The 22,892-nt window shown below is 45.8% G+C and carries 14 protein-coding genes; 12 read left to right on the top strand and 2 right to left on the bottom strand.

What is annotated here, in order from left to right:
* Positions 1-75: 75 nt before the first annotated feature.
* The 12 genes from rsmC (at position 76) to R7Q09_RS17135 (ending at position 20,048) form a co-directional block, all read left to right on the top strand.
* Positions 76-1,101 carry a 16S rRNA (guanine(1207)-N(2))-methyltransferase RsmC gene (rsmC, locus tag R7Q09_RS17190; protein ID WP_017820412.1) on the top strand — a complete coding sequence of 342 codons (1,026 nt, stop codon included), beginning with the start codon at positions 76-78 and terminating at the stop codon, positions 1,099-1,101.
* 226 nt (positions 1,102-1,327) lie between these two features.
* On the top strand, positions 1,328-4,714 hold the full coding sequence (locus tag R7Q09_RS17185) for a response regulator (protein WP_005380036.1): 3,387 nt from the start codon (positions 1,328-1,330) through the stop codon (positions 4,712-4,714).
* A gap of 781 nt (positions 4,715-5,495) precedes the next feature.
* Positions 5,496-7,178, top strand: coding sequence for an ABC transporter substrate-binding protein (locus R7Q09_RS17180; RefSeq protein WP_005380037.1), 1,683 nt, complete (start codon positions 5,496-5,498; stop codon positions 7,176-7,178).
* A 170-nt stretch (positions 7,179-7,348) separates the two neighbouring features.
* Positions 7,349-8,335, top strand: coding sequence for an ABC transporter permease (locus R7Q09_RS17175; protein ID WP_005380038.1), 987 nt, complete (start codon positions 7,349-7,351; stop codon positions 8,333-8,335).
* Positions 8,336-8,337: 2 nt separating this feature from the next.
* Complete coding sequence (locus R7Q09_RS17170; RefSeq protein WP_025768199.1) at positions 8,338-9,363, top strand: ABC transporter permease; 1,026 nt, start codon at positions 8,338-8,340, stop codon at positions 9,361-9,363.
* Between the two features lie 2 nt (positions 9,364-9,365).
* Positions 9,366-10,349, top strand: a complete 984-nt coding sequence (locus R7Q09_RS17165; protein ID WP_005380040.1) for an ABC transporter ATP-binding protein — start codon at positions 9,366-9,368, stop codon at positions 10,347-10,349.
* A gap of 48 nt (positions 10,350-10,397) precedes the next feature.
* Positions 10,398-11,393, top strand: coding sequence for an ABC transporter ATP-binding protein (locus R7Q09_RS17160; protein WP_318071128.1), 996 nt, complete (start codon positions 10,398-10,400; stop codon positions 11,391-11,393).
* A gap of 63 nt (positions 11,394-11,456) precedes the next feature.
* Positions 11,457-13,196: a glycoside hydrolase family 9 protein gene (locus tag R7Q09_RS17155; RefSeq protein WP_318071127.1), complete on the top strand. Its 1,740-nt coding sequence runs from the start codon at positions 11,457-11,459 to the stop codon at positions 13,194-13,196.
* Between the two features lie 2 nt (positions 13,197-13,198).
* On the top strand, positions 13,199-14,089 hold the full coding sequence (locus R7Q09_RS17150) for an N-acetylglucosamine kinase (protein ID WP_086047028.1): 891 nt from the start codon (positions 13,199-13,201) through the stop codon (positions 14,087-14,089).
* 8 nt (positions 14,090-14,097) lie between these two features.
* Positions 14,098-16,017, top strand: coding sequence for a beta-N-acetylhexosaminidase (locus tag R7Q09_RS17145; RefSeq protein ID WP_258656333.1), 1,920 nt, complete (start codon positions 14,098-14,100; stop codon positions 16,015-16,017).
* 84 nt (positions 16,018-16,101) lie between these two features.
* Positions 16,102-18,510, top strand: coding sequence for a GH36-type glycosyl hydrolase domain-containing protein (locus tag R7Q09_RS17140; RefSeq protein ID WP_170893985.1), 2,409 nt, complete (start codon positions 16,102-16,104; stop codon positions 18,508-18,510).
* 125 nt (positions 18,511-18,635) lie between these two features.
* On the top strand, positions 18,636-20,048 hold the full coding sequence (locus R7Q09_RS17135; protein WP_318071126.1) for a phosphoglucomutase/phosphomannomutase family protein: 1,413 nt from the start codon (positions 18,636-18,638) through the stop codon (positions 20,046-20,048).
* 157 nt (positions 20,049-20,205) lie between these two features.
* Here the strand turns inward: R7Q09_RS17135 and R7Q09_RS17130 are convergent, their stop codons facing one another.
* Entirely contained in the window at positions 20,206-21,237 is a 1,032-nt protein-coding gene (locus tag R7Q09_RS17130; RefSeq protein ID WP_005380055.1) for an ABC transporter ATP-binding protein, read from the bottom strand.
* Positions 21,237-22,862, bottom strand: coding sequence for an ABC transporter permease (locus R7Q09_RS17125; RefSeq protein ID WP_025768193.1), 1,626 nt, complete (start codon positions 22,860-22,862; stop codon positions 21,237-21,239). Before R7Q09_RS17125 ends, R7Q09_RS17130 begins: the two co-directional genes overlap by 1 nt.
* Positions 22,863-22,892 lie beyond the last annotated feature (30 nt).

Raw genomic sequence — 22,892 nt, 5'->3', positions numbered from 1 at the left:
CACCGCTTAATCACTTCAAGCTTGGGGCAGATTGTGCGAAAATCTGCCCCAAATTATTTCTGATGAACCAAATTTATGTCTGCTTATATCGCTCCTAGCCAAATAGCTCAGCGCCAACTTGAATACTTCAACGGAAAACACGTTTTAGTCGCTGGTGAAGTTGAAGACCTATTTCCTCTTGAGTTAGTGGCTCATTGTGAGTCTGTTGAAGTGTTTACTTCCAACTATAGCTACTACCGCCAAATTCAAACCTCTGACAAAGTGAAAAGTCATTTTGGCTCTGTGTTTGATGTTGAAACAAAAGCAGACATGGTCCTTTTATACTGGCCAAAAGCAAAAGCTGAAGCAGAATACTTGCTGGCGATGTTGATGGCGAAACTGGGCATTAACACCGAAATCGTCATCGTTGGTGAAAACCGCTCCGGCATCAAGAGCATCGAGAAGATGTTCCAAGAATACGGCCCTGTGAACAAGTACGACTCTGCTCGTCGCTGCTCATTTTACTGGGGTAATTGCCTCAATGAACCAAAACCTTTCAACCAAGCAGATTGGTTTAAGTCTTACACTGTTACACTCGGTGAGCAGTCGCTAGCGGTTAAGAGCCTACCTGGCGTATTCAGCCATGGCGAGTTCGACTTAGGTAGCCGATTGCTGCTTGAAACCTTACCTAAGCTGTCGGGCAAAGTGCTCGACTTTGGTTGTGGTGCAGGTGTACTCGGTGCGTTTATGGCGAAAGCGAATCCAGAGATCGCGATTGAGATGTGTGACATTAATGCTTATGCGATCACTTCTAGCCAAGCCACATTAGAAGCGAATGGTTTATCCGGACGCGTATTTGCATCAGATATATACTCGGATACCGCAAAAGACTACCGCTTTATCGTCAGCAACCCGCCATTCCACAGTGGTCTAGACACAAATTACAACGCAGCGGAAACCTTGTTGGGTCAGGCGCCACAATACCTAACCAAAGACGGCGAAATGGTGATTGTCGCGAATAGCTTCTTAAAATACCCACCAATTATCGAGCGGGCGTTTAATAATTGCGAGACGCTAAATAAGACCAATAAATTTTCTATCTACTACGCGAAAAAATCATAACTTCCCCCCGCGCAGACACAAACCTGCGCGATTTTTTCTCATAAATTCAACACTCATAAGAAAAACTGCGTCACCCTGCACGCTTTACAACTAACTTTCTTGTCAAAGAAAAAAAACTCGTTAATTTTGTTAATTCTATCTAGTTGAACATCTTATCCGTTTTTAACGAGAACCTCGGCAGCGAAGTATGTTTTAGAACTGCCCATTATGAGTTGTAATCTTATCCATGTTTAAATTCTACAAAAAACAGAAATTTAAGCGCCTTCAGAGTACACTGATGACCGCATTTCTGGTGCTCAGTATCACACCTCTTACCATTACTGCGATCTTTTTCTTGCAGTCCCACAGTAAAGATCTGCAAGAACAAAGCACCTCGCACTTACTGTCTGTTCGAGATACAAAACAGCAGCAAATCATCGACTACTTTGAGGCACGAGAAACCGAAGTCATGGGCTTTGTGCGCTCAGAGTTGGCTTACGCCAGTGGTGGCCGATTCTACGGTCTCGTCAATGCTTTTAGTCGTTTAGGCAATGATATTGAAGAGTCTCGTAAAAACGCCCAACAGCGCTACATCGAGGGCAGCGGAGACCAAATCAAAACCTCAACGTTACCCGAGTCATCCAACTATGTAGGAAGTGAACGTTACCGACTTTTACATAAACGCTATCATTGGGCCTACTTGGAGCTCCTCAAGCGCTCTGATTTTAATGACATTTTGCTGGTCGACATCAATGGTAACGTCACCTACTCGATCAACAAAGACGATAACTACGGAACGAACTTGTTATCAGGCCCCTACAAAGACTCGGCACTTGGCAAAACTTTCAAGCGTCTCGCCGATGATGTGACTGAACGTCGAAAAGTAAACGAAGACTACACTCCTGTGATTGTGTCTGACTTCGAGCTGGAAGGGGGTAAATCAGTCGCTTGGCTAGGTGCACCAATTGTTCAGCAAGGTTATCTACACAGCTATGCCATGTTCCGCTTGCCAAATAATGGCATCACTAAGTTAGCCGCAGACGCTAATCGAGAGTCATCCATTAACACCCTGCTGGTTGGAAATGATCACCAACCTCGCACAATTAACACGAAACAAGACGACATTAAGAACAGTTTAGAAGTGATCGATAAAGCACTCTCTGGTGCGTTTGGTGTCGGCACTTACACGAACGGCTTAGGTGAAGAAATCATCGCGGCTTATGCACCGATTGAAACTCGTGGTGTGATTTGGGCGCTCGTAGTACAGTTACCAGAAAACGAAGCTTTCGCTCGTATCCATCAACTCGAAAAACTATTCGTTATCGCTATGTTGATCGCCATTATCCTTGTGGTGATCGCTTCTCACTATTTATCAAACTTTATCACTTCTCCGTTGCTGAAATTGACTTGGGTTGCCGAAAAGGTCTCTGCAGGGGATCTTGATGACACGTCTTTTAATACGGTTCGTAAAGATGAAATTGGTCGGCTTGCGTTAAGCTTTGAACGAATGCAACGCTCTATTCGAGAGAAGATTCAAACCATTAAGAAGCAAAATGAAGAACTAGAAAGCAACATACAGATCATTCAGAAACAGAATGAAGAACTGCAATTGGCCGATAAATTAAAAGATGAGTTCTTAGCCACGACTTCTCATGAACTTCGTACACCGTTACACGGCATGGTCGGGATTGCTGAAACCTTAGCGTCCGGCGCCAATGGCGCGATCCCCGCTAGCCAGAAATATCAGCTTGATATCATCATTAAAAGTGGTCAGCGTCTCGCTAATCTAGTCGATGACTTGTTGGATTATCATAAAATGCGTTATGGAAGCATGGATATCCAGAAATCAGCAGTGAGTTTGGGCAGTGCAACACGATTGGTTTTAGAGCTTTCTAGCCATTTACTTGGAAGTAAAACCATCCGCATCATCAACCAAGTCCCTGCGGATTTAAAAGCAGTGTCAGCTGACCCGCAACGCCTTGAACAAGTGCTATATAACCTGATTGGCAATGCGATTAAATACACCTCAGAAGGTAAAATTGTTATCTCCGCTAATGTGGTAGATGATCATGTACGCGTACAAGTCGTGGATACTGGACAAGGAATTCCCGCAGAACAACTTGAACATATTTTTGAACCACTTATCCAAGCAGGGCAAGACGCGAGCCGTTATCGTCAAGGTGCAGGGCTTGGGCTCTCCATTAGCCGTCAATTGATCGAATTAATGGGAGGCTCGTTATACGTCAGTAGCCAACCAATGGTCGGAACTACCTTCAGTTTCACTTTACCGCTCGCCAGTGAAGAAGAAATCCAAGCAACCCAGACTCTAGCTGCGCACGGACACTTCCAAATCCCTGAAGTTAATGTAGAGAACAGTGAAGACTTATCACTTCCAGAGAACCCAGACGGCCCGTTACTGTATGTTGCTGACGATGAACCAGTAAACTTACGCGTGCTTGAAAGCTTTTTACGTTTAGAGGGCTATCGTGTGCGTACCGTCTCCGATGGGCCAGAAACGTTAGCGCTCGTCGAGCAAGAGAAGCCGGAACTTCTGTTATTGGATATCATGATGCCAGGCATGAGTGGCTACCAAGTTTGTAGTGAACTACGTGAAACCTATGATCATGCCGAGTTGCCAATCATTATGCTCACCGCACTCAGTCAAACAGAAGATCGTGTAAGAGGTTTTGAGGCAGGAGCCAACGACTATTTATCGAAACCATTTAATAAACAAGAGTTGGCGGCACGTATCCAAGCGCATTTAACGGCAAGTAAAGCAGAAATGCGCCATATGGAAAACAAAGTGCTAGAGTCTGAACTTAGACAGCGTGCAGTCGTTGAAGCAAGCTTACTTGAGACTCAAGGTCGTTTGTTGGAACAGCTAGAATCGGCTCCTGAAGCTATCATCTGTCTACGTGAAGACAAGCGTATTCGCTTTGCTAACGAAGCTGCTTGTAAGCTATTCAAGCGCAGCTTAGAACAGCTAAAGCGCTCATCTGCTGATGAGCTGATTGCCCCTAAATATCTGACCGTCAAACAACCTCATTACTGTGGCAAGATTGATATCTATATTGAAGATATTCGTCAGAACATCGAAGCAGACATTCTTAAGCTCCCTGAAGGTTCTGGGTTAGATATCATGTACATCTTTAATGTCGGCGGTGGAGCCAGTGCCGCTCGCATACATAATCTAGAAACCGCCGTAGAAGTGCTTTCAAGTTATGCATTTGATGGTGACAAAGACCAATTGCAAAAGCTAAAAGAGCTTGGCGGAGAATTTACGCGCCTTGCAGACAAAGCGCTCGGTAATAAAAAAGACAAGCAAGAACTTATGCGAGAAGTTCTAGTAGACGCAATGACACATGCTTTAGAGTATTGGGAATCTGTAACGGGTGAAAGTAAGTTCGCATTTGCAGAGCAAAGTGGCTTGTGGCGCGTTTATCTAGACCGTAGTACTTTGCAAACACGCACTTTAGATAAATACATGCGTATAGAAACATTACCCAAAACACCACGTTGGAGAACGGTGCTAAGCTCGATAGAGTTCATTCTCGAACACTGCAAAGAACAGAGCCCCGAGAGAGCATACATAGAAGCACAACGAGATAAACTACAGCGACTATTGACCAGCTAATATTTATCAAAAAAACTAGCCCAGCGTGCATGCTGGGCTTTTTTGTTATTCGAGTATTCCCTTCCTAGAGATAAAAGAGACCGCCTCTTCCTACCCCATTAACATATTTCCAATAACGAACATTCGGTTAGACATCGCTATCTATTGTTGGTCTTCAAAACGTACGATCTTATCCATTTAACTGGCCTTAATTAGGTAAGTTCGAGCAACCAAAAAACTTCATTCATACAATAAAAAAAGGACGACAAACGGAAGAAAACTGTCGATAAAAAAGGCCATTTTTCAGATAACAAGCGGATTTTGACGAACTATTGATAGAGATTGCGAACTTAATCACAATAGAACGGCAGATTAATTTTTAGCTGATTAATTAACACCATTTCTGCATGTGAGCGAGATCTCCGAACCTAGAAACCAAGCAAGAAACGTATATTTTAAAAGGATCACCAGGTTAGTAATCACCAACACTCATTATTAACAAGGATATAAACTGCGACGCATATCAACGTTTATTTTTTGTCCCTCTACTGGTTAAAATTAGCCAAAATAACGTTTATAACGGAGAGCTCAGAGATTTTAACGTTTTTAACGGGAATCAAGTTTGATTATTTTATGGATAAGGTGTTTTCTTACTCCTGCCTAAGGCCTACAGGCCACTCTTGGCGAAACTCAATGTTGTAATGAGTAAGGCATGTACAAGAGGTAGGTCTTAGAGAGTGTTTATCAATTGATGACATTCAATTCCATTTAGTGAAATGAAAGCAAATAGTAAGGAACAGCTATGCTTGCCAATATTAAAAAAACAGCACTAGCAACAGCAATTATTGCAACGGCTACTACAGGTTTTGCATCGGTAGCTACTGCGGCTGAACGCAGTGAACTGACTATCCACCCTAAAGAGTTTACAACTTTCGTTCGTAACTTTAACCCTTTCTTGGGTGCAACTAACCTGCACACAACAACCGACTTTATTTACGAGCCGCTCGTTGTTTTTAACGAAATGCACGGTAACACGCCTGTATTTCGTCTAGCAGAAAACTTTACCATGGCTGATGACCTGATGAGCGTAACCTTCGATATCCGTAAGGGCGTAAAATGGTCTGATGGCAAAGCGTTTACCGCTGATGATGTTGTTTACTCTTTCAACCTAGTTAAAGAGAAGCCAGAGCTAGACCAATCTGGTATCAACTCTTGGGTGACTGGCGTAGAAAAAGTTAACGACTACCAAGTTAAATTCCGTCTAAGCGAAGCAAACTCAAACGTTCCTTACGAAATTGCGAAAGTACCAGTCGTACCTAAGCACGTATGGAGCAAAGTAAAAGATCCAGCAACATTCACAAACGAAAATCCAGTAGGCAGTGGTCCATTTACTGAAATCGACACTTTCACACCGCAGCTATATATCCAGTGTGAGAACCCGAATTATTGGGATGCTGACAACCTAGATGTAGATTGTCTGCGTGTGCCACAAATCGCGAACAACGACCAATTCTTGGGCAAAATCGTTAACGGCGAAATGGACTGGACGTCTTCATTCGTACCAGACATCGACCGTACGTACGCTGCAGCAAGTCCGAATCACCACTACTGGTACCCACCAGCGGGTACTCAAGCATTTGTAGTGAACTTCAAAAACCCAGACGCTGCGAAAAACGAAGCACTAACTAACGTTGACTTCCGTCGTGCGTTCTCTATGGCGCTAGACCGTCAAACTATCATTGATATCGCTTTCTACGGCGGCGGTACAGTGAACGACTTCGCATCTGGTCTTGGCTACGCATTCGAAGCTTGGTCTGATGAAGAGACGCACAACAAGTACAAAGGCTACAACACATACAACGCGGAAGGTGCGAAAAAGCTTCTAGCTAAAGCTGGCTTCAAAGATGTAAACAAAGATGGCTTTGTGGATACACCATCTGGCAAGTCTTTCGAGCTTCTAATTCAATCACCAAACGGTTGGACTGACTTCAACAACACGGTACAGCTAGCCGTTGAGCAACTAGCAGAAGTGGGCATTAAAGCTCGTGCTCGTACACCGGACTTCTCGGTATACAACCAAGCTATGCTAGAAGGTACTTACGACGTTGCTTACACCAACTACTTCCACGGTGCAGATCCACACTTGTACTGGGATAGTGGCTACAACTCGAAGCTACAAGCTGGTGACGGCATGCCTCGCTTTGCAATGCACTTCTACAAGAACGATAAGCTAGACGGTCTTCTTAACAGCTTCTACAAGACAGCAGATAAGCAAGAACAGCTAGAGATCGCTCATGGCATTCAGAAGATCATTGCTCAGGACCAAGTAACTATTCCTGTGCTATCTGGCGCGTACATGTACCAATACAACACAACTCGCTTCACTGGTTGGTGGAACGAAGAAAACCCTAAGGGCCGTCCAAACATTTGGGCAGGTATCCCAGAGCGTCTACTTCACGTACTGGACCTAAAACCAGTTAAATAAGTAGAAGTTCATTTCAAGCGGCATACATCCCGTGTGCCGCCTATAAAAATCCCTTGTTAACGAAACCAATATGTGGCGCTCGTCGTCAGGGGATTTTTCGCTCTAAATTTCGCTAGGAGTGACCTGAAACCAGAAACAGGGAAAAAATCTGGGTGAGTAAGGTGTGAGTTATGGGTTATTTTTTAAGACGTTTGTCGTTCTATCTTGTCGCGCTCTTAGTTGCAGCGACGTTAAACTTTATTATTCCGCGAGCAATGCCTGGTGACCCAGTTACCATGATGTTTGCTAATGCTTCAGTACAGGTGACTCCAGAACGAATCGCAGCAATGAAAGAACTGCTCGGTTTCGTTGATGGGCCAATTTACATTCAGTACTTCTCGTACATTAAAAACATTCTAAGTTGGGAATTGGGCACCTCAATCCAGTTCTACCCACTTTCAGTTAATTCTTTACTAGGTAGTGCATTTGGCTGGTCACTATTTCTAGCTGGTACTGCGGTTGTACTTTCTTTCTCCATCGCTTCTGTCCTTGGTATTTTTGCCGCCTGGAAGCGCGGTAGTAAGTACGATGCATTCGTAACGCCTGGCACATTGATCATTCAAGCTATTCCACAAATGGTTATCGCAATGTTAGCGCTGTTTACCTTTGCGATTGGCCTGAAATGGTTCCCATCTGGCTATGCTTACACGCCAGGTACTATTCCTGATTGGACAAGCTGGGAGTTCATCAAGAACGTGGGTTACCACGCTGTACTACCTCTATTCTGTGCAACCATCGTTCAAATTGGTGGCTTCCTAGTTAACATGCGTAACAACATGATCAACCTTCTCGCCGAAGACTACATCACGATGGCTAAAGGTAAAGGGCTGAGTGAAAACCGCGTCGTCTTTAATTACGCCGCACGTAACGCACTACTTCCAAGTGTTACCGCACTGTCTATGTCTTTAGGTATGGCCATTGGAGGTCAATTAATCATCGAGATGATTTTCAACTACCCAGGCCTAGGTACTGTTCTATTGAACGCAATTCACGCTCGTGACTACCAAGTACTTCAAGGTCAGTTAATTATCATGACGATGTTCATGCTGTGCTTCAACTTAATGGCTGACATGCTGTACATGATTCTAGACCCTCGCCTACGTACGGGAGGCAAATAATCATGAAAGAACTATTCAAACTTATTTTAGGTAACGCATTTGCTCGCATTGGTCTTGGCATTGTTACGCTGTTCGTGTTCGTTGCGATTGCCGCTCCTTTACTTACAAAGCATGCGCCAGACAAGCGAACCGGTAACCCACACGAATACCCAAGCTTTGTTGTAAAACAGGCACAAAACAATCCTGATGGTTGGGTCGCTAAAAACCTAGCAGACGATCGTCGTACGCTGATTATGTCTAAAAAGGCCGACCACGTATTAGGTACTAGCCGAATGGGTCGCGATATCTGGTCGCAAGTGGCTTACGGTGCACGAGTATCACTGGGTGTAGGCTTTGGCGCTGGCATCATCGTGTGCTTCTTAGCAACAGTCATTGGTATATCGGCAGGTTACTTCGGCGGCAAAGTGGATGACGTATTGAGTGCCGCGATGAACATCATGTTAGTAATTCCGCAGTATCCATTGCTATTCGTGTTGGCGGCCTTTATCGGTGAAGCAGGCCCACTCACCATTGCCTTGATTATCGCTGGTACTTCTTGGGCATGGGGTGCACGTGTTGTCCGCTCTCAAACTATGGCACTACGCGAGAAAGAGTTCGTTAAAGCTGCCGAAGTATTGGGAGAGTCTTCATTCCGCATCATCTTCGTTGAGATTTTACCAAACCTTATCCCAATTGTCGGTGCGAGCTTCATTGGCTCAGTAATGCTCGCGATCAACACTGAAGCGGTCATTTCGTTCCTAGGTTTGGGTGATGCCAACACGATCAGTTGGGGCATCATGCTTTACAACGTGCAAACCTCATCAGCCATGCTGATTGGCGCATGGTGGGAAGTACTAGCACCTTGTATTGCCCTAACACTACTGGTTACTGGTCTTGCTCTGTTGAACTTTGCCGTTGACGAAATTGCGAACCCTCAACTTCGTTCTCACAAAGGCATGAAACGCTGGAAAAAACTAGCAGCAAAAGACAAGAAAGAGCGTGAGCCTGAACTGGCACCACAAAATGCACTATGGAGCGGAGATAAATAATCATGACTGCACCACTAATTTCCATCCGTAACCTATGCGTAGACTACATCACAGACGCGGGCGATGTCCGCGCCTGTAACAACGTGAGCTTCGACATTGCACCAGGTGAAGTATTCGGTCTGGCTGGTGAATCTGGCTGTGGCAAATCCACTGTTGCCTTCTCACTAATGCGCCTTCATAAGCCGCCAGCGTTTATCACAGGTGGTGAGGTGATCTTCAACGGTGAAGATATCCTTCAGTACAGCGATGATCGCATGCAAGCGTTCCGCTGGAGTGAAATGTCGATGGTATTCCAGAGTGCGATGAACGCTTTGAACCCTGTTCTAACCATGGAAGAGCAGTTCTGTGACGTCATCATGCGTCATACCAATATGACTCGCGCTCAAGCAAAAACACGTGCTGAAGGTCTGCTGGAAATCGTTGATATCCACCCTAGCCGATTGAGTGATTACCCGCACCAGTTCTCTGGTGGTATGCGTCAACGTCTAGTAATCGCAATCGCTTTGGCTCTGAACCCAAAAATGATCATCATGGACGAACCGACTACCGCATTGGATGTAGTGGTTCAACGTGAAATTCTACAAAAAATTTACGCGCTTAAAGAAGAGTTTGGTTTCTCAATTCTGTTCATCACACATGACTTGTCATTGATGGTCGAGTTCTCGGATCGTATCGGCATCATGTACTCAGGTGAGTTGATTGAAGTCGCGCCTTCTAAGCAAATTCTGGAAAGTCCTTACCACCCTTACACCAAAGGTTTGGGTAGCTCTTTCCCTCCACTAACTGGACCAAAGACCAAATTGACTGGCATTCCAGGTAACCCGTTGAACTTGCTAGAAGTACCACGGGGCTGCCGCTTCCAAGCTCGTTGCGATCGCGTACATGAAGCATGTACACGTGTACCAACCCAATTACGTCAAATTGAACCAGGTCGCCTCTCAAATTGCCATTTGTACGGCGACACCATTGCTCAAGCTAAGGTTTAACAACAAAAAAAACGCTAGCTAAGAACAAAAATTACACTGGAGAGAATTATGAGCAAACAATTCGGCGAACTGCTGATTGAGGGTAAAAATGTCGTTAAGGACTTCCCTTTAAACAGTAACTCAATCAAACAATCTAAGATGCGCGCAATCAACGACGTCTCTTTCAAAATGTACAAGAGCCGCGGCTTGTCAGTGGTAGGTGAATCTGGTTCAGGTAAGTCTACTACTGCAAAAATGATTGCAAAAATGTACGCACCAACCGATGGCATCATTGAATACAAAGGTCGTGATATCCAAGACATCACCTCTCGTCACGATTTAATGGCCTACCGTGAAGGTGTACAAATGGTGTGGCAAGACCCGTTTGGCTCGCTAAACCCAACGCACAATATCTTCCACCATATTGCGCGCCCGCTGCTGATTCATAAGAAAGTAGCACCGGGCAACAAGAAAGAACTGGAAGAGCGTGTGTACGACCTACTTGAACAAGTTGGTCTTATTCCACCAAAAGAAACGGCGCAAAAGTTCCCGCACCAGCTATCTGGCGGTCAGCGTCAGCGTGTCAACCTGGCTCGTAACATCGCGGTTGGAGCTGAAGTAGTCTTGGCGGATGAGCCAACATCCATGCTCGATGTATCGATCCGCGCTGGCGTTTTGAACTTGATGGAAGAGATGAAGTTCGAGAAACAAATGTCTCTGCTCTACATCACTCACGACATCGCAACAGCGCGTTACATTGCTGAAGATCTTGCGGTCATGTACGTAGGTCACATGGTTGAATGGGGCGATACTGAAGAAATCATTCACGACCCTCAACACCCATATACACAACTGTTGGTATCTGCGGTTCCAGATCCATCGAAGTCTATTCACGAGAAACTGAAAGGCAACAAAGGGGAAATCCCACTTTGGACACCAGAATCTGTCGGCTGTCCATTTGCTGGGCGTTGTGTACACGCTACCGACAAATGTCGCGAACGACTACCGGGCGTCACTCAACTGTCCGACAACCACTTTGTCCGCTGTTACTTATTTGAAGATTAATCATAACGAGGGTCAGGTTCAGCCTGGCCCATTCCTGTTTTTATCGTTTCCCGGAGACATTGAATGCTGCTACTGACTAACCACATTGGTTATGAACGTCTGGGCCCAAAGAAAGCCATTATCCAGACCGAACAACCACACTTGTCTTCTTACACTGCTCAATTGATTTGTGCCACTAGCGAGCAAACCGTGGCAACTTTTGCGGTTGAAGAACAAGGTAAAGTGGCGAACTGGCATCAGGGCTATTTCTACCTCATCGACTTTTCCTCTTTCACAACGTCAGGTGACTATTTCTTGCAAGTAGAAGATACGCGCTCTTCCTCTTTCATCGTTGGCGAACACATTCTGTTGGATCAAACTTTGTCAGATGTGATCCACTACTTCAAATCGCAACGTTGCGGCGGGATCTTCGATCAACAAGATCGACAACTTCCAGTACTAAACTCCAATAAAAAGGTTGATGTACACGGCGGCTGGTACGACGCATCAGGAGACGTTAGCAAGTATTTAAGTCACCTTTCATACGCGAATTATTTGAATCCTCAACAAACCCCAATGGTGGTTTGGAACATCCTAAAAGGGGTTTCGTTGCTTGAAGGAAGCGAAGACATTGCAGCTTTCACACGTACACGTCTGATTGAAGAAGCCCTGTTCGGTGCAGACTTTCTTGTGCGTATGCAAAACGAAAAAGGCTTTTTCTACATGACGGTCTTTGACAAGTGGAGCAAAGATACTGCGCAACGCGAGATTTGCGCGTACGAAACTCAACTTGGTCACAAATTTGACGACTATCAAGCAGGCTTTCGACAAGGTGGCGGTGTCGCCATTGCAGCGCTAGCGGCAGCATCGCGTTTAAGTGTTCACGGTGAATACGATCAACAAAAATACCGCAACGCTGCCGAAAATGGTTACTGGCACTTAAAAGAGCACAATACGCAGTACCTCAATGATGGGGAAGAAAACATTATCGACGAATACTGTGCGCTACTGGCTTGTGTAGAACTGTTTAAAGCAACCAAAGAAACTCGCTACTTGGAAGAGAGCCGTTTGTGGGCGCAACGTTTAGTTGCACGCCAAATGAGCGACGAACAGATTCAACACTTTTGGTCAGCAAACCAAGACGGCAGCCGTCCATATTTTCACGCAGCCGAAGCTGGTCTACCAGTTATTGCCCTATGCGAATATCTATCAATTGAAGACGACTCAGCACGAGCGGAATCGGTAAAACGTATCGTAAACCTAGCGTGTGAGTTTGAGATCACAATATCGAATAGAGTGATCAACCCATTCGGTTACCCTCGCCAATATGTTAAAGGCGTAAATGAGTCAAAACGCGAGGCATTTTTTGTCGCGCACAACAATGAATCCGGCTATTGGTGGCAAGGCGAGAATGCTCGACTGGGCTCACTCGCGACCATGGCGTACCTTGCTCAACCGCATATAGCGTCGCAAGAAGTACAGCAACAACTTTCTGTGTTTGCTCAAGATGCATTGAACTGGGTTGTAGGCTTAAACCCATACGACATGTGCATGCTAGATGGCCATGGTCGTAACAACCCTGATTACCTCCCTCAATATGGTTTCTTCAACGCAAAAGGTGGCGTGTGTAACGGAATCACTGGCGGCTTTGAAGACGAGGAAGACATTGCATTTAACCCACCAGCACAAAAAGAAGACGTGTTACAAAACTGGCGCTGGGGCGAACAATGGATCCCGCATGGCGCTTGGTACTTACTCGCGATAATGAGTCAAGCTCAGCATGTTTCTCAGTTGGCGACCTCTAAAAATATGAAGGAAGAATAATCATGGGAATGTATTTTGTCGGTATCGATGGTGGCGGCACGTCATGTCGAGCCAGGATTAAAGATTCACAAGGTAATTTTCTTGGCGAGGCCAAAAGCGGCAGTGCCAACATCATGCTAGGTGCTGAAATAGCAATGGCTTCGATTCTTGAATCCATCACTTCGGCTACCGAGCAAGGCGGTCTGACACAACAAGATTTCGCGTCGATGCACGTCGGCTTAGCCCTTGCTGGCGCAGAGCACAAAGCATCTTGGCAAGCCTTCATGTCTCTTCCTCATCCATTTGCCAGTATGACTCTGAATACCGATGCTTACGGTGCGTGCGTTGGTGCGCACAATGGCGAAGATGGCGCAATCATGATTGCGGGAACCGGTTCTTGTGGCATCTACCTTAACGGATTGGAGCAACATGTTGTCGGTGGTCGTGAGTTCCCTATTTCGGATCAAGGTGGCGGCGCAGTGATGGGGCTACGCCTAGTTCAGCAAGTTTTGTTAGCTGAAGATGGCATCAGAGAAAAAACGCCCCTAGCACAACACGTTATGACGCATTTCGGAAATGAGGTCGACAACGTGGTGGCGTGGTCAAAACAGGCGCTTCCTCGTGATTATGGGCAGTTTTCTCCGGCTATTTTCCAACATGCGGAACAAGGCGATGCACTGGCCATTGAAATGCTGAAGCAAACCGCAGCGGATATAGAAATGTTTCTCGTGGCATTAAACAAGCGCGGCGCAACACGTATTTGTTTAATGGGCAGCATAGCTGAACGCATTGTACGTTGGCTTTCACCACCAGTTCAGCAATGGATTGTTGAGCCACAGTTTGACGCGATTGAAGGCGCAATTATGTTTGCTGGCAAACCAGAACATAACCTTTACTCGCTCAGTGCGGCGTAGGAGTAGATATGGAATATCGTGTTGATCTCGTAGTCCTTTCTGAGCAGAAACAAAACTGCCGCTTTGGCCTCACCTTTCATAACTTGAGCGACCAAGACCTAAACAGCTGGAGCTTAACTTTCGCTTTCGATCGTTACATTCTTCCAGACAGCGTTTCAAATGGTCAACTGACTCAAATTGGTAGTTTTTGCACACTTAAGCCAGAAGGGCTGGTACTGGCTGCCAACCATCACTATTACTGTGAATTCAGTATTGGTTCGAACCCATTCCGTTATTACTCGGATGGCTTTAACGAAGCGATGATCAACTTTGTCGTTGATGGAAACCCACAGCGCGCACAAGTGGATGTCACGCCTATCGTATTAGCTTCACCATACCGTGAACGCAGTGAGATTCCTGCAAGTTTAACCCATGCACAACCCTTGCTGCCAAAACCAAACCATATTGAGGTCAGCGATCACTATTTTAGCTTTGATCATCATGCTGGCGTCGCGGTTTATTCAAGCCTGGCCAATTCAGCTAAAGAATGGCTACTTGATGAGCTTAAGCGCATTCACCAATTTGAGTTCGCATCAGACAATGGCAGTCAGATCATCTTCAAAGGCAACCCAACCTTGGATGAAGGCGCTTACAAACTGAAAGTAGCCGAAGAGTCAATCAAAATTGAAGCAGGATCTTCGTCTGGTTTTACCCATGCTTGTGCAACGTTATTACAACTAATCAAAGTTGGCGATCAACCTAACTCAATGGAAGTAGTTTGCTGTTCAATCAAGGACAGGCCACGTTTTCGTTACCGCGGTATGATGCTGGATTGTGCTCGTCATTTTCACTCCGTTAAGCAAGTCAAACGCTTGATCAACCAACTGGCTCATTACAAGTTCAATACGTTCCATTGGCATCTTACCGACGATGAGGGTTGGCGAATTGAAATCAAATCACTGCCTCAACTGACCGATATTGGTGCTTGGCGCGGATTGGATGAGATCAATGAACCACAGTACACGCACTTTGATGAACGTTACGGCGGCTTCTACACACAAGAAGACATCAAAGACGTTATCGAATTTGCATCGCAACGCGGCATCACCATCATTCCTGAAATTGATGTACCTGGTCATTGCCGAGCCGCCATCAAGTCGTTACCACACCTATTGGTAGAAGCGGAAGATACCACCGAATACCGCAGTATTCAGCATTACAACGACAACGTCATTAACCCTGCTCTGCCGGGGAGTTATGAATTTATCGACAAAGTGCTAGAAGAAGTCTCTGCGCTTTTTCCTGCGCCTTACGTTCATATTGGTGCCGACGAAGTACCTAACGGCGTATGGTCAAAAAGCCCAGCATGCCAAGCACTAATGGAACAACTGGGTTACAGCGACTACAAAGATTTGCAAGGACACTTCTTACGTTATGCCGAAGACAAACTTCGTAAATTGGGCAAACGCATGCTGGGCTGGGAAGAAGCTCAACACGGCGACAAAGTCAGTAAAGATACGGTGATCTACTCATGGCTAAGCGAAGAAGCGGCCTTGAACTGTGCTCGCCAAGGCTTTGATGTGGTGCTGCAACCAGCACAAACCACTTACCTAGATATGACCCAAGACTACGCACCTGAAGAACCGGGCGTGGACTGGGCAAACCCACTGCCACTAGAAAAAGCTTACAACTACGAGCCGCTCGCTGAAGTGCCTGCCGACGACCCAATACGTAAGCGCATTTGGGGCATTCAAACAGCATTATGGTGCGAAATTATCAATAACCAACCTCGCATGGACTACATGATCTTCCCTCGTTTAACTGCAATGGCAGAAGCATGTTGGACAGACAAACAACACCGAGATTGGACCGACTATTTATCACGCTTGAAAGGCCATCTACCTCTGCTTGATTTGCAGGGAGTGAATTACCGTAAACCGTGGAAGTAATACAAAACTGATGTCGAAACATCACGCTTGAAGAGTTTTTAAATTTTGGCTGCTGATGCAGCTTCGTAAAAAGGAAAGACACAAATGAAATACGGCTATTTCGATAACGAGAATCGCGAATACGTCATCACTCGCCCTGACGTACCAGCACCATGGACCAACTACCTAGGTACTGAGAAGTTCTGTACGGTTATCTCGCACAACGCGGGTGGCTACTCGTTCTACAACTCTCCAGAATACAACCGTGTTACTAAATTCCGTCCAAATGCGACATTCGATCGCCCAGGACACTACGTTTACTTGCGTGATGATGAGACAGGTGATTACTGGTCAATCTCTTGGCAACCAGTTGCGAAGAGCCTAGACGAAGCAAACTACGAAGTTCGTCACGGCTTGTCTTACTCTAAATTTAAGTGTGAGTACAACGGTATTGAAGCTGAAAAGACGCTATTCGTACCAAAAGGCGAAGACGCTGAAATCTGGGATGTAGTGATTAAAAACACCTCTGACAAACCACGTACGATCAGTGCATTCTCATTTGTTGAGTTCTCATTCAGCCACATTCAATCTGATAACCAAAACCATCAGATGTCTCTGTACTCGGCAGGTACGGCTTACAACGAAGGCGTGATCGAGTACGACCTGTACTACAACACCAACGATTTCGAAGGCTTCTACTACCTAGCTTCAACATTTGACCCAGATTCATACGACGGCCAACGTGACAGCTTCCTAGGCCTATACCGTGACGAAGCAAACCCGTTAGCGGTAGAACAAGGTAAGTGTTTCAATACAGCACAAACGTGTTACAACCACTGTGGCTCTTTGCATAAGCAATTTACTATTCAGCCGGGTGAAGAAGTTCGCTTTGCTTACATTCTAGGTATCGGTAAAGGCAACGGTGAGCGTCTACGTGCTAAGTACCAAGACCTTGCAGAAGTCGACAACGCATTTGCGGGTATCAAAACACACTGGGATGAGCGCTGTGGCAAGTTCCAAGTGAAATCACCAAACGAAGGTCTAGATACCATGATCAACGCTTGGACGTTATACCAAGCGGAAACTTGTGTGGTGTGGTCTCGCTTTGCTTCATTCATCGAGGTGGGAGGCCGTACTGGTCTTGGTTACCGCGATACAGCGCAAGATGCAATCTCAGTTCCTCATGCTAACCCAGCAATGACGCGTAAACGTATCGTTGACCTACTGCGCGGCCAAGTGAAAGCAGGTTACGGTCTACACCTATTCGATCCAGATTGGTTCGATCCAGAGAAAGCAGATGTTAAACCATCGAAATCCCCAACCGTGGTTCCAACGCCTTCTGATGAAGACAAAATCCACGGCATCGAAGACACCTGTTCTGATGATCACCTATGGCTAGTTCCAACCATCTGTAAGTACGTGATGGAAACCGGTGAGCACAGCTTCTTCGACGAAGTGATTCCTTACGCGGATGGCGGTGATGCAACCGTGTATGACCACATGAAAGCTGCGCTAGACTTCTCGGCTGAATACGTAGGTCAAACTGGTATCTGTAAAGGTCTGCGTGCAGACTGGAACGACTGTCTGAACCTAGGTGGTGGCGAATCTTCAATGGTGTCGTTCCTACATTTCTGGGCACTGCAGGAGTTCATCGACCTAGCGAAATACCTAGGTAAGGAAGCCGACGTTGAAAAATACACGGTGATGGCAGCAAACGTTCGTGAAGCGTGTGAAACCCACCTTTGGGATGACGAAGGCGGTTGGTACATCCGTGGTCTGACGAAGAATGGCGACAAGATCGGTACTGCGCAACAAGCGGAAGGCCGAGTACACCTAGAGTCAAACACACTTGCGGTACTTTCTGGTGCGGTATCTCAAGAGCGCGGCGAAAAAGCGATGGACGCTGTCGATGAGAACCTGTTCTCTGAATACGGCCTTCACCTAAACTCACCATCTTTTGCAACACCGAATGATGATATCGGCTTCGTAACTCGTGTTTACCAAGGCGTAAAAGAGAACGGTGCGATCTTCTCGCATCCAAACCCATGGGCTTGGGTAGCTGAAGCGAAACTGGGTCGTGGTGATCGTGCAATGAAGTTCTACGATGCATTAAACCCATACAACCAGAACGACATCATCGAAAAACGTATTGCAGAACCATACTCATACGTTCAGTTCATCATGGGTCGTGACCACCAAGACCACGGTCGTGCAAACCACCCATGGTTAACAGGTACATCTGGCTGGGCTTACTTCGCTGTTACCAACTTTATCCTTGGTGTGCGTACAGGCTTCGATGGCCTAACTATCGATCCATGTATCCCAACGAACTGGCCTGGTTTCGAAGTGACTCGTCAATGGCTAGGTGCAACGTACAACATCAAAGTAGTTAACCCAGACTCAGTAAGCAAAGGCGTTAAGTCGATTACTGTGAACGGTGAAGCAGTGAATGGTGCCTCTGTCCCAGTTCAAGCGGAAGGTTCAGTAAACGAAGTTATCGTTACTCTAGGTTAATCATCTTTTAGGGGAGAGCTTTTCCCCTTTTGATTTATCCGATGCACTTGAGTTTGAGAAGTGCATCGGTTCGCTAGCAAAGATTGAAGAGGCGGTGGGATGCCGCTCTTATCGAGGATCGAATCATGATCAAATTTGGTACAGGCGGTTGGCGTGCATTTATCGGTGAGGAGTTCACCAAAGATAACGTACGCTTGGTCGCTCAAGCAGTTGCAAACATCACGAATAACGAATCGGTTGCTGATCGCGGTTTTGTGATTGGCTATGACCGTCGTTTTCTTTCCGATAAAGCAGGTCGTTGGTTCGCTGAAGTTCTAGCAGCAAACGGCATTGTGGTTAGCTTTATCGACAAATTTGTCCCAACACCTATCGTAATGTTTAAAGCGAAAGAAATGGGCTGCGCATACTCGGCATGTATTACCGCATCACACAACCCTGCCGATTACAACGGCATTAAAGTCTTCATTGAAGGCGGTCGTGACGCAGATGAAATCATCACCCAAAAAATCGAATCACAAATAGACGCGCTCACTGCGCAAGATGTAAAAAGCGTCGACTTTGAACAAGCGGTTGAAGATAAGCTGATTGAAATCATCAATCCGATGAACGAATTCGTTGACTCAATCATCGACTTTATCGACATCGAAGCGATCAAGAAGGCGAATTTACGTGTTTTGATCGACCCAATGTTTGGTGTCGCGAAAAACGCACTGCAAACCGTATTAATCAACGGCCGCTGTGACGTTGATGTGATTAACGATGGCAAAAACCCAGATTTCGGTGGGTTAATGCCTTCGCCAAGCGCTGCAACACTCTACCGTTTGATGCACCTAGTGAAAGAGCAAGGTTACGATATTGGCATCGGTACTGATGGCGATGCGGACCGTCTTGGTATTATCGACGAAAAAGGTAACTTCATTCATCCAAATGAAGTGCTACTGCTGCTTTACTACTACCTACTTGAATACAAAGGTTGGACAGGGTCAGTAGTACGTAACATCGCAACCACTCACCTATTAGATAAAGTCGCCGAAGATCATGGCGAGAAATGCTTTGAGGTTCCGGTCGGCTTTAAGCACATCAGTTCTCAAATGGAAGCGGATGATTCACTGATTGGCGGGGAAAGCTCTGGTGGCCTAACCATTCGCGGCCACATCAAAGGTAAAGACGGCGTATTCGCATCAAGCCTATTGGTAGAAATGATTTCAGTAACCGGCAAGAAGCTGTCTGAGTTGTTGGATGAAATCTACGGCAAGTACGGCTATGCCTACATGGCAGAAGGCGATTGCAAGTTCAAACCGGCGCAAAAAGACGTTCTGTTCAACAAGATTTATGTTGAAAAGCAGTTGCCTGAATTTGAGTTTGAAATCGAAAAAGTCAGCTATGAAGATGGTGCGAAAGTCTACTTCAAAAACGGCGGTTGGATCATTGCGCGCTTCTCAGGTACTGAGCCACTGCTACGAATTTTTGCAGAGATGCAAGATAAGGACACTGCGGAACGTGTTCTTCAACAGTTTAAAGACTTCTTGTCTTTATAACTGAACCTTGTGCCCGCTTCGAGCACTATTATGAGAGTCAACGCTGTCTGAAAAGGCGCTCATCAACAGGAGAAGAACACTTGCCCGGCTCCACAGCCGGGCTTTTTTATTGTATGTTGGAAAGTCGTAAACGAGATAGAAAAGATACTCAGGAGCGTTAAGCAAATGCCAGGACGCCTTGCGTTTCAATTTTCACCGCGACGGACTCACCTATATTTAATGCTTGCGAAGCTGTAGCTAACAAACGGTCACCATTCGCGTTAATCACATAACGGCAGTGATCACCCATAAAATGCTGTTCCAATACGGTTACCGAACTATCTTCATCGGATTGAATTTGCACATGCTGCGGTCTTAGCAGTAAAGAGCACTCCGCCTGTACTGGAATATCTTGTTGAGCCGTGGCTTCAACCACGCCCAAGTGGGTTTCATATTCTGAATTCGAAACCCGTTTAGCAGCAAGGTAACTGCCACCACCTAAGAAATCAGCGACAAATTTACTTGAAGGCTGGTAGTAAAGTTCAGATGCTGTGCCATATTGCTCGATGACTCCATTGTTCATCACTGCCATTTTATCGGCGAAAGCAAAAGCCTCTTCACGGCTATGCGTAACAAAAATGGCAGTCACGCCTTGCGCCTTAAAAATCTTACGGATCTCACTTATCAACTCATGGCGAACTTGCGTATCAATATTAGAAAACGGTTCATCAAGTAACAATAAGTCTGGGCTGTAAGCTAATGAGCGAGCAATCGCAACACGCTGCTGCTGTCCACCAGACAATTGATGAGGATAACGATCGCCATAACCTTGAAGATGCACGAGTTCTAACATCTCTTGAACTTTGGCATTTTTCTCTTTTGTCGAGCACTGCTTTAAGCCAAAGGCAATGTTTTGCTCCACCGTCAAGTGAGGAAAAAGTGCGTAATCTTGGAAAATCATCCCGATATTACGCTGTTCTGGCGGCAACCAGTTTTCCCCATCATCAATTGTGACGCAATTTAGACTCATTTCGCCTGACGTTAACGGCAATAATCCCGCAACGGCCTTTAATAGTGTTGTTTTCCCACAGCCACTGGCTCCTAGCAAACAGACAATCTGCCCTTGTTCTACCTCAAGAGACAATGATTCGAGTACAGTTTGATCGTCATATTGGCACGTTAGGTTTTTAATTGATAATGCACAGCTCATCAGTGATTTTGCTCCAGTGAACGGTTAACAACAACAAGCGGGATCAACCCAACAAGAACCAACAGAACCGCTGGCAAAGCGGCCAATTCTAAATGCTCATCCGAGGCGAAGTTATAAACGTATGTGGCTAGTGTTTCAAAGTTAAACGGACGAAGTAACAAAGCCGCATTAAGCTCTTTCATCGACTCGATAAACACTAATAAAGCCGCAATCAGTGCACCGCGCTTAACCAGCGGAAAGTGCACGCGCCACAGCATGGCATTGGGCTTACAACCCATAGTGCGCGATGCCATATCTAACGACGGAGAAATTTTATTTAAATTACTTTCGATACTACCAATCGCTACCGCGGAAAAGCGCACAACCATGGCAAATACTAGTGCGAACATGGAACCAGAAAAGATAAGTCCCGGCCTTCCCCACTCCATGGCTTTAGCAACATCGTTGACACGATGATCCATAAACAGCACAGCGACCATCACACCGATGGCTAGTACCGTTCCTGGTACTGCATAGCCCATAGAAGAAAGACGCATAAATGCCAAGCTTTCTCGTTTACCACTGACTCGATGGGTAAAGTTAACGATCAGTGCGACAGCAACACCAATAATCGCAGCAATAACAGACACAACTAAGCTATTCCATGCGTATTCACGAAACTCTGAGGTCCAACTCTGCGCAAAATAAGTGATCGCATAATCAATCAGCTGTAGTAGCGGCAAAATAAAAGCGACTGAAACCAAGCCCCAACACCAAACCAGTGCGGTCCACTTTTTCCAGCCCGTCAACTCGTAACGAAAATCTTCGTGACTGTTAAATTGGCTTTGAAAAAGCTTTTGTTTACGGCGGCTGTATCGTTCGGCACTAAGAAGCAGTACTACAATGACGAGCATCATGGCAGAAATCTTGGCTGCCGCATTAAGATTAGAGTACCCCAACCAAGTATCGTAGACCGCTGTGGTTAACGTATTCACCGCGAAGTAACTTACCGTACCAAAGTCACCGATGGTCTCCATTGCGACCAATGATAAACCCACTGCGATAGAGGGTCTTACTAACGGCATCGAGATGCGCCAAAAGCTTTCCCATGGAGAGCACTTGAGCAAACGCGCGCTTTGCAATAAAGATACATTTTGCTCCATAAACGCAGCCCGGCACAATAAATACACGTAAGGATACAACACCAAAGCCAACACAAAGGTCGCACCAGGCAACGTACGAATGTCAGGGAACCAATACTCGCCAGGTCCCCATCCGGTTACATCACGCAAAAAGATCTGAATCGGGCCTGCAAAATCAAACCAATCAGTAAAAATATAACCAATGATATAACCTGGCATTGCAAGAGGTAGCACCAATGCCCACTGCAACCATTTTTCGGTCGGCAGTTTACACATGGCCATTATCCAAGCGCTTGGAATACCAAGAATTAAGGACAGCACCATTACGCCAACAGTTAGCGCAACCGTGTTAAAAATATAAGTCGGCATGACCGTTGCCATTAAATGAGCAAACAAATCATCCGTTTCACCAATTGCGGTGTAGAAGATCGCTAAGATCGGCAAAACCAGTAGCAGAGTTATTACCCCACTACTGGTTTTCCATAAAGAGTGTTTATCTTTCATCGCCTAATTACTGCAAGGCTGTATGAAATA

This window comes from Vibrio sp. 2130-1 (assembly GCF_033339515.1).
Note: the sequence above shows the minus strand (reverse complement) of the source record. Positions and strands in the feature narration are given on the sequence as shown.

Bases quoted from the DNA above. Each gene is read 5' to 3' on its own strand.
- rsmC (WP_017820412.1), top strand. From the start codon at position 76: ATGTCTGCTTATATCGCTCCTAGCCAAATAGCTCAGCGCCAACTTGAA.
- R7Q09_RS17185 (WP_005380036.1), top strand. From the start codon at position 1,328: ATGTTTAAATTCTACAAAAAACAGAAATTTAAGCGCCTTCAGAGTACA.
- R7Q09_RS17180 (WP_005380037.1), top strand. From the start codon at position 5,496: ATGCTTGCCAATATTAAAAAAACAGCACTAGCAACAGCAATTATTGCA.
- R7Q09_RS17175 (WP_005380038.1), top strand. From the start codon at position 7,349: ATGGGTTATTTTTTAAGACGTTTGTCGTTCTATCTTGTCGCGCTCTTA.
- R7Q09_RS17170 (WP_025768199.1), top strand. From the start codon at position 8,338: ATGAAAGAACTATTCAAACTTATTTTAGGTAACGCATTTGCTCGCATT.
- R7Q09_RS17165 (WP_005380040.1), top strand. From the start codon at position 9,366: ATGACTGCACCACTAATTTCCATCCGTAACCTATGCGTAGACTACATC.
- R7Q09_RS17160 (WP_318071128.1), top strand. From the start codon at position 10,398: ATGAGCAAACAATTCGGCGAACTGCTGATTGAGGGTAAAAATGTCGTT.
- R7Q09_RS17155 (WP_318071127.1), top strand. From the start codon at position 11,457: ATGCTGCTACTGACTAACCACATTGGTTATGAACGTCTGGGCCCAAAG.
- R7Q09_RS17150 (WP_086047028.1), top strand. From the start codon at position 13,199: ATGGGAATGTATTTTGTCGGTATCGATGGTGGCGGCACGTCATGTCGA.
- R7Q09_RS17145 (WP_258656333.1), top strand. From the start codon at position 14,098: ATGGAATATCGTGTTGATCTCGTAGTCCTTTCTGAGCAGAAACAAAAC.
- R7Q09_RS17140 (WP_170893985.1), top strand. From the start codon at position 16,102: ATGAAATACGGCTATTTCGATAACGAGAATCGCGAATACGTCATCACT.
- R7Q09_RS17135 (WP_318071126.1), top strand. From the start codon at position 18,636: ATGATCAAATTTGGTACAGGCGGTTGGCGTGCATTTATCGGTGAGGAG.
- R7Q09_RS17130 (WP_005380055.1), bottom strand. From the start codon at position 21,237: ATGAGCTGTGCATTATCAATTAAAAACCTAACGTGCCAATATGACGAT.
- R7Q09_RS17125 (WP_025768193.1), bottom strand. From the start codon at position 22,862: ATGAAAGATAAACACTCTTTATGGAAAACCAGTAGTGGGGTAATAACT.